This is a genomic window from Frankia sp. AgPm24 (assembly GCF_023243055.1).
GTDB lineage: Bacteria > Actinomycetota > Actinomycetes > Frankiales > Frankiaceae > Frankia > Frankia umida.
This window is the reverse complement of the sequence record NZ_JALKFW010000208.1, coordinates 27,658-42,271: the sequence shown is the minus strand read 5'-3', so window position 1 is coordinate 42,271 and position 14,614 is coordinate 27,658. Positions and strand designations below refer to the sequence as shown.

11 protein-coding genes are annotated in these 14,614 nt (G+C 73.3%); 6 read left to right on the top strand and 5 right to left on the bottom strand.

The annotated features are described in order from the left end of the window. Positions 1–89: 89 nt before the first annotated feature. Complete coding sequence (locus MXD61_RS21075; RefSeq protein ID WP_248815239.1) at positions 90–890, bottom strand: 3'(2'),5'-bisphosphate nucleotidase CysQ; 801 nt, start codon at positions 888–890, stop codon at positions 90–92. A gap of 35 nt (positions 891–925) precedes the next feature. Here MXD61_RS21075 and cysC point away from each other — a divergent pair, with 35 nt between their 5' ends. Further along, the gene (gene cysC / locus MXD61_RS21070) at positions 926–2,878 is read left to right on the top strand and encodes an adenylyl-sulfate kinase (protein WP_248815186.1); all 1,953 of its coding nucleotides are present in this window, start codon (positions 926–928) and stop codon (positions 2,876–2,878) included. Between the two features lie 56 nt (positions 2,879–2,934). Here the strand turns inward: cysC and MXD61_RS21065 are convergent, their stop codons facing one another. The 4 genes from MXD61_RS21065 to hemE all read right to left on the bottom strand — a co-directional run bounded on the left by MXD61_RS21065 (position 2,935) and on the right by hemE (position 8,930). After that, positions 2,935–4,734 carry a sugar transferase gene (locus MXD61_RS21065; RefSeq protein WP_372512150.1) on the bottom strand — a complete coding sequence of 600 codons (1,800 nt, stop codon included), beginning with the start codon at positions 4,732–4,734 and terminating at the stop codon, positions 2,935–2,937. Between the two features lie 857 nt (positions 4,735–5,591). Next, the gene (hemQ, locus tag MXD61_RS21060) at positions 5,592–6,287 is read right to left on the bottom strand and encodes a hydrogen peroxide-dependent heme synthase (protein ID WP_163547830.1); all 696 of its coding nucleotides are present in this window, start codon (positions 6,285–6,287) and stop codon (positions 5,592–5,594) included. A gap of 50 nt (positions 6,288–6,337) precedes the next feature. Then, positions 6,338–7,756, bottom strand: a complete 1,419-nt coding sequence (hemG, locus tag MXD61_RS21055) for a protoporphyrinogen oxidase (protein WP_163547841.1) — start codon at positions 7,754–7,756, stop codon at positions 6,338–6,340. Positions 7,757–7,859: 103 nt separating this feature from the next. Next, positions 7,860–8,930 (bottom strand): uroporphyrinogen decarboxylase, encoded by a 1,071-nt coding sequence (gene hemE / locus MXD61_RS21050; protein WP_248815185.1) that lies wholly within the window; start codon positions 8,928–8,930, stop codon positions 7,860–7,862. Between the two features lie 335 nt (positions 8,931–9,265). Here hemE and MXD61_RS21045 point away from each other — a divergent pair, with 335 nt between their 5' ends. The 5 genes from MXD61_RS21045 to MXD61_RS21025 all read left to right on the top strand — a co-directional run bounded on the left by MXD61_RS21045 (position 9,266) and on the right by MXD61_RS21025 (position 14,536). Next, positions 9,266–9,649, top strand: coding sequence for a DUF3817 domain-containing protein (locus MXD61_RS21045; protein ID WP_248815184.1), 384 nt, complete (start codon positions 9,266–9,268; stop codon positions 9,647–9,649). Positions 9,650–10,149: 500 nt separating this feature from the next. Next, on the top strand, positions 10,150–10,521 hold the full coding sequence (locus tag MXD61_RS21040) for a hypothetical protein (protein ID WP_248815183.1): 372 nt from the start codon (positions 10,150–10,152) through the stop codon (positions 10,519–10,521). 176 nt (positions 10,522–10,697) lie between these two features. Continuing rightward, positions 10,698–11,351 (top strand): DUF3000 domain-containing protein, encoded by a 654-nt coding sequence (locus tag MXD61_RS21035; RefSeq protein WP_248815182.1) that lies wholly within the window; start codon positions 10,698–10,700, stop codon positions 11,349–11,351. 244 nt (positions 11,352–11,595) lie between these two features. Next, positions 11,596–13,170, top strand: a complete 1,575-nt coding sequence (locus MXD61_RS21030) for a ribonuclease D (protein WP_248815181.1) — start codon at positions 11,596–11,598, stop codon at positions 13,168–13,170. A 139-nt stretch (positions 13,171–13,309) separates the two neighbouring features. Then, the gene (locus MXD61_RS21025; protein WP_248815180.1) at positions 13,310–14,536 is read left to right on the top strand and encodes a thiolase family protein; all 1,227 of its coding nucleotides are present in this window, start codon (positions 13,310–13,312) and stop codon (positions 14,534–14,536) included. Positions 14,537–14,614: the final 78 nt, after the last annotated feature.

Sequence of the window (14,614 nt, the reverse complement as noted above, 5' to 3'; positions counted from 1 at the left end):
GCCACCGTTAAGCAGCTCACCCACGTCACACGGCTGTCACCAGACGCCCACCGGGCGCACTCTGATCACCCGGCGACTCGCCCGGGAGCTCATCCGGCGGCGGCGATGGCCGCGAGCACGGCCGTGGCCAGCGGCGCCGTACAGATGACCAGGTCCGGTAGCAGCGGGTCGGGCTGGTTGTAGCGCAGCGCCGAGCCGTCGAGGCGGCTGGTGTGCAGGCCGGCCGCCCTCGCCACGGCCACGGGCGCGGCGGAGTCCCATTCGTACTGGCCCCCGGCGTGCAGGTAGATCTCGGCCTGACCGCGGATGACCGCGCCGGCCTTCGCGCCCGCCGACCCCATCGGCACGATCGTCGCCCCCAGCGCCTCGGCGACCTGGGTGACCAGCAGTGGGGCTCGGGTGCGACTGGCCACGATCCGCGGCGGGCTCACCACCGGCCGGGTCTGCGGCGCGGCGGCGGCAGCCGGCAGCGTGACGCCCAGCGCCGGCAGCGCGACCGCGCCGCAGACGAGCTCACCGCGTTCCCACAACGCGACGTGGACAGCCCAGTCCGCGCGGCCGGGCTCGGCGAACTCGCGGGTGCCGTCAAGCGGATCGACGATCCACACGCGTTCGGCGGCCAGCCGCGCCGGGTCGTCCACACCCTCCTCGGACAGCACCGCGTCCAGCGGCCGGTGGCGGGCCAGGGCCCGGGCCAGCAGCTGGTGCGAGCGGGCGTCCCCGGCGTCGCGCAGCGTGGCGGGTTCGGCGAACCCCACCTCGTCGCGGATCCTGAGCAGAAGTTTGCCGGCATCCGTGGCCAAACGCCGGGCCAGGTCATTGTCGTCGAGTTCGTCGCTCGCGATGTCGACGGGAACGCGAGCCGGCTGGCTGGTGTCGTCGGTGTTCATCGAAGGGGAGTCTGTCACCCGCTACGGTCGCGAGTGTGAGTGCCACCTCTGCTCCGAATCCTGATCGTCACGTCGTCTCCCCGACGGACCCCGCCGCGGGCTCGACCGGGTCCGCGGGCCATCCCGCGGCGTCCGCCGGCGGTGATCCGCTGCTGACGCTGGTCGGTCCGGCCCGGGCGGCCGAGCTGACCTCGGCCTCGCGGGACTGGTCGTCACTGACCCTCACGCCGGCGCAGCTCGCCGGGCTCGAGCTGCTGCTCGTGGGCGCCTACGGCCCGCATCCCGGCTACCCGGCGCAGGACGAGGTGGCCGGGGTCCCGGTGCCGACCCTGATCGTCCCGACCGGTCTCGACCCGACACCGCAGGTGCCGGCGCCCGGGTCGAGCGTCGCGCTGCGCGACGCCGAGGGCGTGATGATCGCCGCCCTGCACGTGGGGGCGACGATCCCGGTGCCGGGTACGGGGCAGGGCGGGGCGGGGCAGGGTGGGGCGGGGCAGGGTGGGGCGGGGCCGGTACGCCTCGTCGGTGAGCTCGAGGGCATCCGGCTGCCGCATCACCCCGACCATCCGGACCTGCGGCTCACCCCGGACCAGCTGCGCGCGGAACTACGGGCCCGCGGCTGGATCGGCCCCCAGGTCGGTGAGGGTGCCGCGTGGGCGGTGTGGGCCGACGGTCTGCTGCACACCGCGGACGTCGGACGCATCCGGGCGCTGACCCGGCAGGGCAAACGCTGCGTCGTGCTCGCCCCGGTCGGTGGGGCCGACCCGGCGGACGCCCGCCACCATCTGCGGGTGCGCTGCCTGCTGGCGGCGCTGGACGCCGTCGACGCGCCGCTGCGCCCCTCCGAGGCGACGCTCGCCTCCGAGGCGGTGGCCTCCGACGCCCTGGGCACCGGGGGATCGGGGCGCCACCGTGAGCCGACGCCCGACCCCTACCGTCGTCCCGCGCCCGGTGATGCGACGCGCGGCCGGCGCAGCCTGCTCGTGCTCGTCCCCGCACTGCCCTCGCCGCTGCTGGTGACGCCGCGTGAGCCGGGCCTGAGCGCGACGGTCCTGAGCGGGCCGACCAGCACCGGGGCCACCGCCGGAGCCACTGCCGGCGCTGCCACCGCTGGCGGCAACGGGGACGGCGTCCCGACACCGGGCCAGGATGGCGCCGGTGTCGACGCCGAACCCGGCGCGGCCCGCGATCTCGGCACCCCGGTCAACCGTGGCACACCGGTCGACCTTGGCCTGGAGGCGGCCGCACTGTCCCGGCTCACCGCCGAGCGGGCCCAACTGGCCAGCGCCTACGGTCTGACCGGCAGCCTGACCGGTCCGGCGATCGGTGCCCCGGGGCGCGACGAGCTCGCCTCGCTGCTCGACAGCGGTGGGCCGATTCCCGCCGAGCTCACCCCGCCGACGGTGGCCGCCGAACTGACCCGGGCGGTGCCGCCGCGGCTGCGGCGGGGGCTGACGGTCCTGTTCACCGGGCTGTCCGGCTCCGGCAAGTCGACGCTGGCCGGTCTGCTGGTCTGCCGGTTGCTCGAGGAGGGTGGGCGCCGGGTGACCCTGTTGGACGGGGATGTGGTGCGCACCCATCTGTCGAAGGGCCTCGGCTTCGACCGCGCCGACCGGGACACCAACGTGCGCCGGATCGGGTTCGTCGCGGCGCAGGTCGCCGGGGCGGGAGGCACCGCGGTGTGCGCGCCGATCGCCCCCTACGCCGAGGTGCGCGCCGAGGTACGGGCGATGGTCCGCGCGGCCGGCGGGGGCTTCGTGCTCGTCCATGTGGCGACGCCGGTCGAGGTGTGCGAGGCCCGTGACCGCAAGGGTCTGTACGCCAAGGCCCGGGCCGGGGTGATCCCCGCGTTCACCGGTGTCTCGGACCCGTACGAGGTGCCGCAGGACGCCGACGTCACCGTCGACACCGCCCGGCTCTCGCCCGAGGAGTCCGTCGACCGGGTGCTCGACCATCTGCGTCTGGCCGGTTGGCTCGCCGCCGACTGAGCTCGGGCGCCGACCCACCCGAGAGGTGGCCGGCGCCCGGGCTGCGAGCCGGCGGATCAGTAGGCGCCCTCGCGGCGCAGCACGGCGAAGACGGTGCGCCACAGGATGACGAAGTCCATCGCCAGCGACCAGTTCTCCACGTAGCGCAGGTCCAGGCGCACCGACTCGTCCCATTCGAGGTCGGAGCGGCCACTGATCTGCCACAGGCCGGTCAGACCCGGTTTGACCATGAGGCGGCGGTGCACGTCGTCCTCGTAGCGGGCGACCTCGCTGGGCAGCGGTGGGCGCGGACCGACCAGCGACATGGTGCCGTTGAGCACGTTGAACAGCTGCGGCAGCTCGTCCAGCGACCACTTGCGCAGGAACTTGCCGGCCCGGGTGATGCGCGGGTCGTCACGCATCTTGAACAGCAGTCCCTCGCCCCGCTCGTTGTGCGACTCGAGGTCGGCCTTGCGGGCCTCGGCGTCGATGTACATCGAGCGGAACTTGAACATCGTGAAGTGCTCGCCGCCGCGGCCGACCCGGATCTGCTTGAACAGCGCCGGACCGCGGCTGGTGAGGCGCACCGCGAGGCCGAGGCCGAGCAGCAGCGGCGAGAACAGCAGGATCACCGTTATGGCGACGAAGCGGTCGAACACGCCCTTCATCACCCGCCGGGTGCCGGACAGTTCCGGTTCCTCGATGTGCAGCAGCGGCAGCCCGGCCACCGGCCGGATCGAGATCCGCGGGCCGGTCACATCGGTGAGTGCCGAGGAGACCAGCACGTCGACGTCGCTGCCCTCCAGCGTCCACAGCACCCGGCGCAGCGTCTCGCCGTCCATCTGCGGGCAGATCGCCACCGTGGTGGCGTGGGTGGCGCTGATCGCGGTGTGCAGGGTGTCGGAGGTGCCCACGATCGGCACGCCCAGCAGGTCGAAGCCGCTGCGTTCGGGACGGTCGTGGCTGTGCCGGCCGGGTGAGCGGTCCAGCACGACACCGACGACGGCCCAGCCGGATGTCGGGTCTCGTTGGGCCAGTCGCACGAGGGTGGCCGCCGACTCGCCGGCCCCGACGACCAGAACCCGGTGCAGGCAGCGCCCGGAGCGGCGCATCCGGTGCAGGATGCCGCGGCCGATCACCCGCCCGGCCACCGAGAAGACGGTGGCCGCCGGGAAGGCGATGAGCACGTAGCTTCGGGCGATCTCGGCCTTGGTGGCGTAGGAGGCGATGGCCACCGCGGCGGTGAGCCGGGCGGCGGAGTTGACCACCCGGCGGAACTCCTCCGAGCCGCCGCCGAGGAACCGGCTCTCGTAGGCCCGGTTGAGTGACATCGCCAGCACCCAGGCCAGCGGCAGCAGCACCGTCATCAGGATGTACGGCTTGATCGAGATCGGTTCGGTGTCGAAGCTGACCAGGTTGCCGAACCGGACGAAGAAGGCCAGGGCGGCGGCGAGCACACACGCCGCCGCGTCGAACCCGAGCAGCATCCGCACGTAGCGACGTTCCCAGTTGACCTGGGCCCGGTAGGCCAGCGACGGGTCGCCGCCCGCCCGGGCGGCGCTGTGCCGCCCGACCGACGAGCCCAGCGACCCGGCGTTCGACCCGCGCCGGGAGCGGCCACCGCGCCCCTGACCCGGTACCCCGCCGGCCCCGTCGGGCGGCTCCGGTCCGCCGGAGCCGCCATAGCCACCGGGACCGCCGAACCCGCCAGGATCGGCGGGCCCACCCGGGCTCATGGGACCGCTGGGATGTGCGCCGTCCGGCCCGTACTGCGGCCGTACCGGCGGATACTGCACGCCGGCACCCTGGTCGTCGCGCGGCCGGGCGACGACGTTGGGGCCGCCCGAGCGCCGATTACCCGACATGGTGTCGGTCACCTCTGGACTAGTCCGGTTTGCGCCGGCTCGCAGTAGTTCGCGTTAACGTGTGACTCCCCCGCCGATCGCCCGTACCGCATCGACCGCCCGGCCTGGCGCGGTCGGTCTATCCCGTTCGATCGACGCGAGAACCTGTTCCGACCGCCTCTGGCCGGGGGTCGCTCCGGCGGCGGCGAGCTCATCTTTCGGTGATGCATCGACCGGACCTCCAGCGCTCTTCCCCCGCCACTGAATGAGCCCCACGGACGGCACGAGGACGACTCGCACCCGCTCGCGGACCTGGGCCGCACGCCCGTGATCGTGTCTGGGCCGCCACGGCGGACCAGACCGAACACCTGGCATGACCGGCGCCCTGCTCATGGGCAACGTTACCGGCCCTCTCAGGCCGAACCACCAGCGGGCGGATGGGGCACCCACCCATTCGAGGCACATGGATCGCCCGTTGCCACGGCGTCATCCGTCCGTTTGCGGCGACTCAAGGTAACAGAGATGGCGCCACGATCCGATGACTCGACGCAACCGGATTTCCGTGATTGCACTCTGGTCACGACATGCGGGGACCAGGAACCCGAGCGACACGCTGTGTATACAACAAGCGACGATAGTGCTACTGTGCGTCATGCTCCTGGGTGTGGCCGGGGAGCTTCCGGGCTCCTGACCTCTGTGGGAGCGCGGACGCAACACCTGCCGTGGACCGTGGTCCGACCCGCACGACGGCGCACCACGAGCACGGCCACAGAACGGTCGGCGTCTGCCGGACGGGTGGGGGCGCCCAGGCAGACGCCGACTGCGTCAGGGGGCGGGCAGCCCCGCACCCGCGCGCGGCGACCGACTGTTCTCGCAGGTCAGCGGCCCTGTTACGGCAGGGCGGCGATGATGTCGGCGACGGGCTTGCGGGCGCCGGTGTAGAAGGGGGTCTCCAGCCGGGTGTGTCGCCGGGCGGAACTCGCGCGCAGGTGGCGCAGGCAGTCGACGATCCGGTGCAGCTCGTCGGCCTCGAACGCGAGCAGCCACTCGTAGTCGTTGAGACCGAACGACGCCACGGTGTTCGCCCGGACGTCCTCGAACTCGCGCCCCATCATGCCGTGCTCGGCGAGCATCCCCCGTCGCTCGTAATCGGGTAGCAGATACCACTCCAGGGAACGGTTGAACGGGTACACGCAGACATACGTACGGGGGTCCTCCCGGCGCACGAAGGCCGGGATGTGGTTGCGGTTGAACTCGGCCGGGCGGTGCAGCCCGACCGACGACCACACCGGACGCAGATGCCCACCGAGTGTGGTCTGGCGGAACCGCTGGTAGGTCTCCTGCAGCAGATCCGGGTCGGGGCTGGTCCACCACAGCATCAGGTCGGCGTCAGCCCGGTAGCCGGACAGCTCGTAGAGCCCGCGGGTGTAGACGTCCTTGGCGAGGGCACCCTCGAGCAGCGCCTCGACCTCGTCGGTCAGGGCGCCCCGTTCGGCGGGCAGCCGACGGTCGGCGGCGAAGACCGACCACCCGGTGTAGAGCAGCTCGGCGTTGAGCTCGTTGGCGGACTTCGTGGACTCCGGCATTCAGCGGTCTCCATGGTCGGCCGGCCGGGCCCACCCGGCCGGAATCGCGGTCAGACTCCGGGGGCCGCCGGCTGGGTCGGGCCACCATGCGTGGCGCGGACGGCCCCCCGCAGCACCGCGGCGGCGGCGGCCTCACCCGAGCGGATGCAGGCGGGGATGCCGATCCCGTCGTAGCCCGCGCCGGCCAGGGCGAGGCCGGCGGGCAGGGACCGGCGCACGGCGGCGACCCGGTTCAGATGGCCCGGCAGGTACTGCGGCAGCCCACCCTCCCAACGGCTCACCCGGGACGCGATCGGACGCGCCAGCAACCCGGTGATCTGCGCGATCTCGGCGGCCGCGATCCCCGCGAGCTCCGTGTCACCACGGGTCAGGTCGCCCTCGGCGCCGGCCCGCCCGAGACTGGCGCGTACCACCGTGAGACCCGCCGCGCCGACATGCGGCCACTTCGTGGTGAGGAACGTCGCCGCCTTCACCGCGGTTCCCGCCCTGGCCGGCACCAGGAAGCCGCTGCCGGGCGGCGGGGTGACGTCCCGGTAGATGAGCGTCACCAGCCCGACGGAGGCGTACGGGACGCCGGCCAGCGGCGCCGCGGCGTGCGGAACGATCGGGCGCAGCAGCGAGCGGGCCACTCCCGTGGGCACGGCGAGGATCACCGCGTCGGCCAGCAGCGGCTCGGGGGTCACCCCGGTGCGGTCACGCCCGCACACCACCCGCCATCCGGACGCGGTGCGTTCCAGCGCCCGCACGGACACGCCGGTGCGCACGGTGGCGCCGCAGCGCTCGGCCAGCCGCCGGGCGAACCCGCCGAGGCCGCCGCGCACGCTGGCGAACACCGGTGTGGCGGCGGCGCTGGGCGCGGGACCGGTGCGGGCCCGCACCCGGTGCGCGCCGAGCAGCAGCGAACGGTCCTCGGCGAGGATGGGGACGAGCTGGGGCACGGTGGCCCGCAGTGACAGCGCGTCGGCCCGGCCGGCGTACACACCACCGAGCAGCGGGTCGACGAGCAGGTCGACGACCTCTCGGCCGACCCGCGCGCCGACGAAGGCGCCGACGGTCGGATCCTCGGGGAACTGCGAACGCGGCAGGGCGAGGTCGGCGGCGGCCCGCAGCATCCCCCACGGCGAGAGCACACCCGAACGGATCAGGCCGAACGCGTCGGTGGGCACCCCGAGCATGGTGTTCGGCGGGATGGGCCGCAGCCGGCCGCGAATCCACAGCGACGCCGACGTCGTGGCCGGATGCACCACGTCATGGCCGAGCCCGATCTGGCGGGCCAGCCGCAGGCCGTCGGGGACCCGGGCAAGAAACGACTCGGCGCCCTCCTCGACGTCCATCCCCTCGATCGGCGTCGTGTGCAGCTTGCCGCCGACCCGCTCGGCCGCGTCCAGGACGGTGACCTCGGCCTGACCGGCCAGCGCGTGGGCGGCGGCGAGCCCGGAAACGCCCGCACCGACGATGACAACCCGCACGTTCCTGCCGCCCTCTCGCAGAGCCACGAACTTCGAACTCACGAACCGCTTCGCACTTTCGCCCCGCGCGCCCCGGTTACCCGGGCTCGCGGGAGCACCTGGATCAACCCGCGTGGACGACGTCCACGATGTGCGCGAGCACACCCGGGTCCGTCTCGGGCAGCACACCGTGCCCGAGGTTGAACACGTGCCCCGGTGCCGCCGTGCCACGCGCCAGCACGTCCCGGATCTTCGCGTCCAGCACGTCGTGCGGGGCGAAGACGGCCGCCGGGTCCAGGTTGCCCTGCACCGCGCGGTGCGGGCCGACCCGGCGGGCCGCCGCGTCCAGCGGGACCCGCCAGTCGACGCCGACCACGTCCGCACCGACCTCGCCCATCGCAGCGAGCAGTTCACCGGTGTTGACCCCGAAGTGGATACGGGGCACCTGCCCGGCGAACGCGCCGAGCACCTTCGCACTGTGTGGGGCCACGTAACGACGGTAGTCCGCCTCGCTGAGCGCGCCCGCCCAGGAGTCGAACAGCTGGATCGCGTCCACCCCGGCGTCGACCTGGACCCGCAGGAACGCCGTGGTGATCCCGGCCAGCCGGTCGAGCAGATCGTGCCAGAGCTTCGGCTCGCTGTACATCAGTTCCTTGGTGCGCAGATGGTTGCGGCTCGGCCCGCCCTCGACCAGGTAGCTGGCCAGGGTGAACGGTGCTCCGGCGAAACCGATCAGCGGTGTGTCGCCCAGCTCGCGCAGCAGCGAGCGGACGCCGTCGGCGATGTAGGGGACGTCGTCGGCCACCAGCTCGCGCAGCCGCGCCACACCGGCCGCGTCCCGCACCGGCTCGGCGACGACCGGCCCGACACCGGCCACGATGTCGATGTCGAGCCCGAGGGCGACCAGTGGCACGACGATGTCGGAGAAGAAGATCGCGGCGTCCGGGCGGAACCGCCGCACCGGCTGCATGGTGATCTCGGTGATCAGCTCCGGGTCGCGGCAGGAGTCAAGCATCGGGATACCGGCCCGTAGCCTGCGGTACTCGGGCAGCACCCGGCCGGCCTGGCGCATGAACCACACGGGTGTGGTCGCGGGCCGCTCACCGCGGCAGGCGCGCAGGAACGCAGCCGTGGCTGCGAGATCCGGCCGCCGCGCACCGACAGCGGCGCCGGCGTCGATGTGGACGACAGACATGCCTCGATCGTTGCATGCCCGCCGCGACAGTGCGGGTGCGACCGGGCTCAGGCGGGCTGGCCCGCGCGGGTGAGCCGTGGCGTCGGCATGCTCACGATGGCGTCCCGGCCGCCCTCTGGACGTCGACTATCTTCTACTCTCAGTAGAAGAACGCGCTGCTCTGCGCCGTTTCCCTCCGCCCGACCCACGGCCGGGAGCTGCGCGGGCCGCGCGAACCTCGAATGACCGAATGTGACGCAATCGGCTCTCCGCCCAGGCCGACCGCCACGCATCACCACCCAGCCCACGACCCAGCCCACGACGCGATTCCACGCACCACGACGGAGAGGTCACCGATGACCGGTCAGGCACCCCCCAGCGGCTCCTCGATCCTGACCGCCGCCCGAGCGGTCTCCCTCGCCGAGGCGACGTCCTTCCTGCTCCTGCTCGTCGCCACCGTGATCAAGTACGCGGCGGACCACCCCGGCGGCGTCCGCGTGCTCGGGCCGATCCACGGCGTTCTCTTCCTGACCTACTGCGCCCTCGTCGGCTATCTCGCCTTCGCCGGGCGCTGGCCCCGCCGACGCACCGTCCTCGCCCTCGTGGCGTCGGTGCTGCCGGTGGCACCGTTCTTCGTCGAACGGCGCTGGCTGCACCCCGGCGCACCGGGTACCCCCGGCGGTCCCGCGTTCACCGCCGGCTCCTCCCCTCGCCCCGCATCCGCCGCCGGCCGGCCCTGACCCCCTCCCCCAGCCTCGACCCGCTCCACGTGGACCGGACCTTCGATCACGCTCCGAAGTGACCGTGGCCGAACGGTCCGGTGCACAGAATCGCCCACCCGGGTCGTCACGGTCGGCCCATCGACCCCGGACCTGACCACGACGACCCGGCTGTACCCGGCCGGACCAGCGATGGCGCCTCGGCCTCGAAGGCGACCACGGCGACCCATCCGCCGGTCACCCGTCCAGACGATGGGGGCAGCCCCCCGCAAGGCCACTACCGAGAGTCAGCCTGGTCGGAGACGACCGGGCCCGCCGCCGACGGACGACGTCGGGGTACGAACGTCGCGAGTCGCCCGAGCAGGGACGTCACGCCCACACCCGACCGAGACGGGCTCACGCGACACGCCGCGAGGAATGCGCGGACATTTACGTCTGCCGTGGCACCGTCTGTCCGGTCGGAAAGTGGACAGAGGTGCACGTTGATCCGTGTTCCTGGTTCCTGCGCCGGTGGATTTCCGATGACCGCGACGGGCCGGCGAGCGGGGAGTGAGACGCAGGTGGAACGGATCCGGGTGGACCTCGACGATCAGATCGTGCTCGACTGTGTGGTCTGCGGCGACGAGCGGTCGTTCGAGCGGCCGCCCTGCCTGGACGGGCACGGCGCGGACTGTCCGGAGTGGGCCTGCACCGGATGCGGATCGGCCGTGCTGATCGGACCGACGCCGAGTACCCGCGGCCACAGGCGCGGCGACGCCGGGCGCGACGGGCTCCTCGTCCGTGAGCCGTCCGTGCGGGAGACGGCGACCCGGGAGACGGCGACCCGGGAGACAGGGGCCCGGGAGACGGCGGCGCGTGGGCGGGAGCGGTCCGCCCCGCGGATTCCGGCGTGAGTCTGCACAGTCCGGCGGATTCCGGCGCGAGCCTGCACAGCCCCGTTGCGCACCCGACCTGTGACCGCACGGCCACCCCGCTACGCCGCGGCAACCGGCCACACACAACGGGGTCGAACCCACACGCTCCGACGTCCGCACAGCGCGATCAAGGTCGACGTCCTACCGTTGCCGTCATGGGGGCCGCGCAGTCGTACACGCCGAGCCCACAGCTCTTTCACGCGGTCGTCGACGCCATGCGCACCGGTATCGGGCGGCTGCGCCCGGAGATCACCGTGCATGAGGTGAGCGCGCCGACCCGGCTCGCTCCCTTCGCCTTCGCGTTGGCCGGCGGCCTGACCGGCGACAGCGCCGATGTCGCGACCGGCCGGCTGGTCGTCCTCATGGATCCGGACGGGCAGCCCGCCTGGCAGGGCACCTCGCGGATCGTCTGCTATGCCCGGGCCGGGATCGACGCGGAGATCGCCGCCGACCCGCTGCTGGCCGAGGTGACCTGGTCGTGGCTGGGTGAGGCGCTGGCCGCCCACGGGGCCCAGGCGCGGGTGCTGGGCGGCACGGTGACGACGACCTCGTCGCGGCGGATGGGGGTGCTGCGAGCCGAGGGTGACACCTTCGATGTGGAGCTGCGCTGCTCCTGGTCGCCCGGCTGGGCGTTGGAGGGCACGCTGCCCCCCGAAGGAACCCGCCCCGGCACCGACGGACCGGCGCCGCCGTGGAACCCGGCCGACGCCATCGCCCAGGTGCTGGCGTTCGGTGATCTGCTCGCCGCGATGGCCGGACTGCCGCCGGCGTTGTCCGGTGTGGTGCCGCTGCCGCAGCGAAGGGCCTGAGACGTAAGCCCAGACGTTCGACGAACCGGCCACCGTGAACCCGGCCACCGGCCCGAACGGGCCCGTCGCGCGGGGTGAATCGATCTGGCCATTGTAACAGGCAGACTCGCCACCATGCGTATAATCAGCGCGATTCGCTGAACAGCGCAGCTGCCTCCGCGAGCATTCAGACGTACGATCGCCGATCGTGACGGCGACGGTTCCAGATCCAACAGAGCAGGTCAGCGGGGGTGTAAGCGCAAACGTGGAGGGTGAGCCCAACAGCAGCGCCCGCGAGACCATCCCGCTGCTCGTGCCCGCCGACGGTGTCCCTCCCGTGCTCACCGAGGCCGCGGAGCTCGCCGCGGCGGCCGACCGGCTCGCCGCCGGCACCGGTCCGGTCGCCTTCGACGCCGAACGCGCGTCCGGCTACCGCTACAGCCAGCGGGCGTACCTGATCCAGATCCGCCGCCGCGGCACGGGTTCACTGCTGCTCGACCCGATCGCCCTGGGTGAGCTGTCGATCATCCAGGCGGCGGTGGGCGACGCCGAGTGGGTGCTGCACGCCGCCAGCCAGGACCTGCCCTGCCTGGCCGAGCTGGGGTTGCGTCCGACGGTGCTGTTCGACACCGAGCTCGCCGGCCGACTGCTCGGCTACGAGCGGGTGGGCCTGGGCATGATGGTCGAGCGGGTGCTCGGCTTCGGGTTGGAGAAGGGGCATTCGGCCGCCGACTGGTCGACCCGCCCGCTGCCCGAGCCATGGCTGCGGTACGCGGCTCTCGACGTGGAACTGCTCGTCGAACTGCGCGACGCGCTCGAGGCCGAGCTGCACGAACAGGGCAAGATCGAGTTCGCCCACCAGGAGTTCGCCGCGATCGCGGCCGCGCCCCCACGCGAACCGCGGGCCGAACCCTGGCGGCGCACCAGCGGCATCCACCGCGCCCGTACCCGCCGTCAGCTCGCCGCCGTGCGCGCCATGTGGACCGCGCGGGACAGGCTCGCCCGCACCCGTGACGTCGCCCCCGGCCGGGTCCTGCCCGACAGCGCCATCATGGACGCGGTCCTCAACGCCCCCACCGACGCCACGGCCCTGATCCGGCTGCCGATCTTCTCCGGCCCCCGCATCCGGCGCACCGCCAGCACCTGGATGGACGCGCTGCGCGGTGCCGCCGCCCTGCCCGACGACGCGCTGCCGGCGCCGGCTGGTCCCAGTGGCGACGGGCTTCCCCCGGCCAACCGCTGGGCCGAACGGGATCCGGTGGCCGCGGCCCGGCTGGCCCGGGTGCGGGCCGCGCTGGCGGCGGTCGCGGCCGCGCACACCATGCCGGTGGAGAACCTGCTCGAACCCGCGCTGTCCCGGCGGCTGGCCTGGTCGCCACCGCGCCCGTTGGCCGGCCCCACGGTGCGTGGCGCGCTGGTCGCCGGTGGGGCCCGTCCCTGGCAGTGTGAACTCACCGCCGAGGTCCTGCTGGCAGCCCTGGTCGACCCACCCCCCGAGGCCAGGCCCGCCCGTGGCGCGGCTGGCGGCGCTGGTGCTGTTGGTGCGGTGGCCGGCGCTGAGGCTGGGGCTGGCGGTCGGGGTGGGGCGACCGTGGCGGCCGGCACCGACACCGGAGGCGCCGAGGCCGCGGCCGAGGCCGCGGGTCGGCCGGTGGATCGCACGGGTGTCCGTTCGTCCAGCCGGGGTGCGGGCGGGGGCTCCGAACGTACGCGCACCCGCGGTGGCGGGCGCGGTGGGCGTGGCGGGCGCGGAACGGCGGCACATGGGGCTCCGCCCGCGCACGAGACCGGGCCGCCCGGTGGGTCGTCGGGGGCGGCGGGAACCTCGCCCGGGGCATAGCGGGCAACTTCCTACCCATGGGTAACCTCGGGCGTAGGATGGCCCGTGCCGGCACAGCGTCCACGCCGGTGCCGATCGTGGCCGGTCGGCTTCCTCGGCGAGCAGTCGGCGGCTGGGCGCTGCCGGCAGGGAGGCCAGCGTGTTCGGTTCAGCCCGCGGCCAGGTGCGTGATGTGGTCTTCGTCGACGGTGTTCGCACGCCGTTCGGCAAGGCCAAGGGTGTGTATGCCGAGACCCGGGCGGACGATCTGATCGTCCGGGTGATCCGGGAGCTGCTGCGGCGTAATCCGTCGCTGCCGGCGGCGCGGGTCGACGAGGTGGCGATCGCCGCCACCACGCAGATCGGTGACCAGGGCCTGACCATCGGGCGTACGGCCGCGATCCTCGCCGGCCTGCCCGAGTCGGTGCCCGGCTACGCCGTCGACCGGATGTGTGCCGGGGCCGTCACCGCGGTGACCACGACCGCGTCGTCCATCGCCGTGGGCGCCTACGACGTGGCGATCGCCGGCGGGGTCGAGCACATGGGTCGCCATCCGATGGGTGAGGGCGCCGACATCAACCCGCGGTTCATCGCCGAGCGGCTCGTCGACCCGTCCGCACTGATCATGGGGTCGACGGCGGAGAACCTGCACGACCGGTTCCCGGCGATCACCCGGGCGCGGGCCGACGCGTACGCCCTCGCGTCCCAGGAGAAGGTGGCGAAGGCCTACGCGAACGGCCAGATCCAGCCGGATCTGGTGCCGATGGCGGCACGCCACACCGACACCGGCTGGGATCTGGTCACCGCCGACGAGCCGCCACGCCCGTCCACCACCCTTGAGGGTCTGGCGGGGCTGCGGACCCCGTTTCGTCCGCATGGCCGAGTGACCGCCGGTAACGCCGCGGGCATCAACGACGGGGCGACCGGCTGTGTGCTCGCCGCCGCCGAGGTCGCCGCGGAGCTCGGCCTGCCGGCGAAGATGCGCCTGGTCGGCTACGGGTTCACCGGCGTCGGCCCCGACGTGATGGGGATCGGGCCGATCCCGTCCACCGAGCGGGCGCTGGCCCGCACCGGCCTGTCGATCGACGACATCGGGTTGTTCGAGCTCAACGAGGCGTTCGCCGTGCAGGTGCTCGCCTTCCTGGACCATTTCGGCATCGCCGACGAGGATCCGCGGGTCAATCCGTACGGCGGTGCGATCGCGCTGGGGCATCCGCTGGCGTCCAGTGGGGTGCGGCTGATGACGCAGCTGGCGCGCCACTTCGTCGAGCATCCCGAGGTGCGTTACGGCCTGACCGCGATGTGCGTCGGGCTGGGGATGGGCGCGACCACGATCTGGGAGAACCCCCACCACCCGGCCGTCACCTCCGGCGGCGACGCGGGCTGAGCCTGCCGCCGGTACCGCGCATGCCGGCGAGTCCGTACCCGCGAGTCCGTACCGCGCGAGTCCGCATCCGCGAGTCCG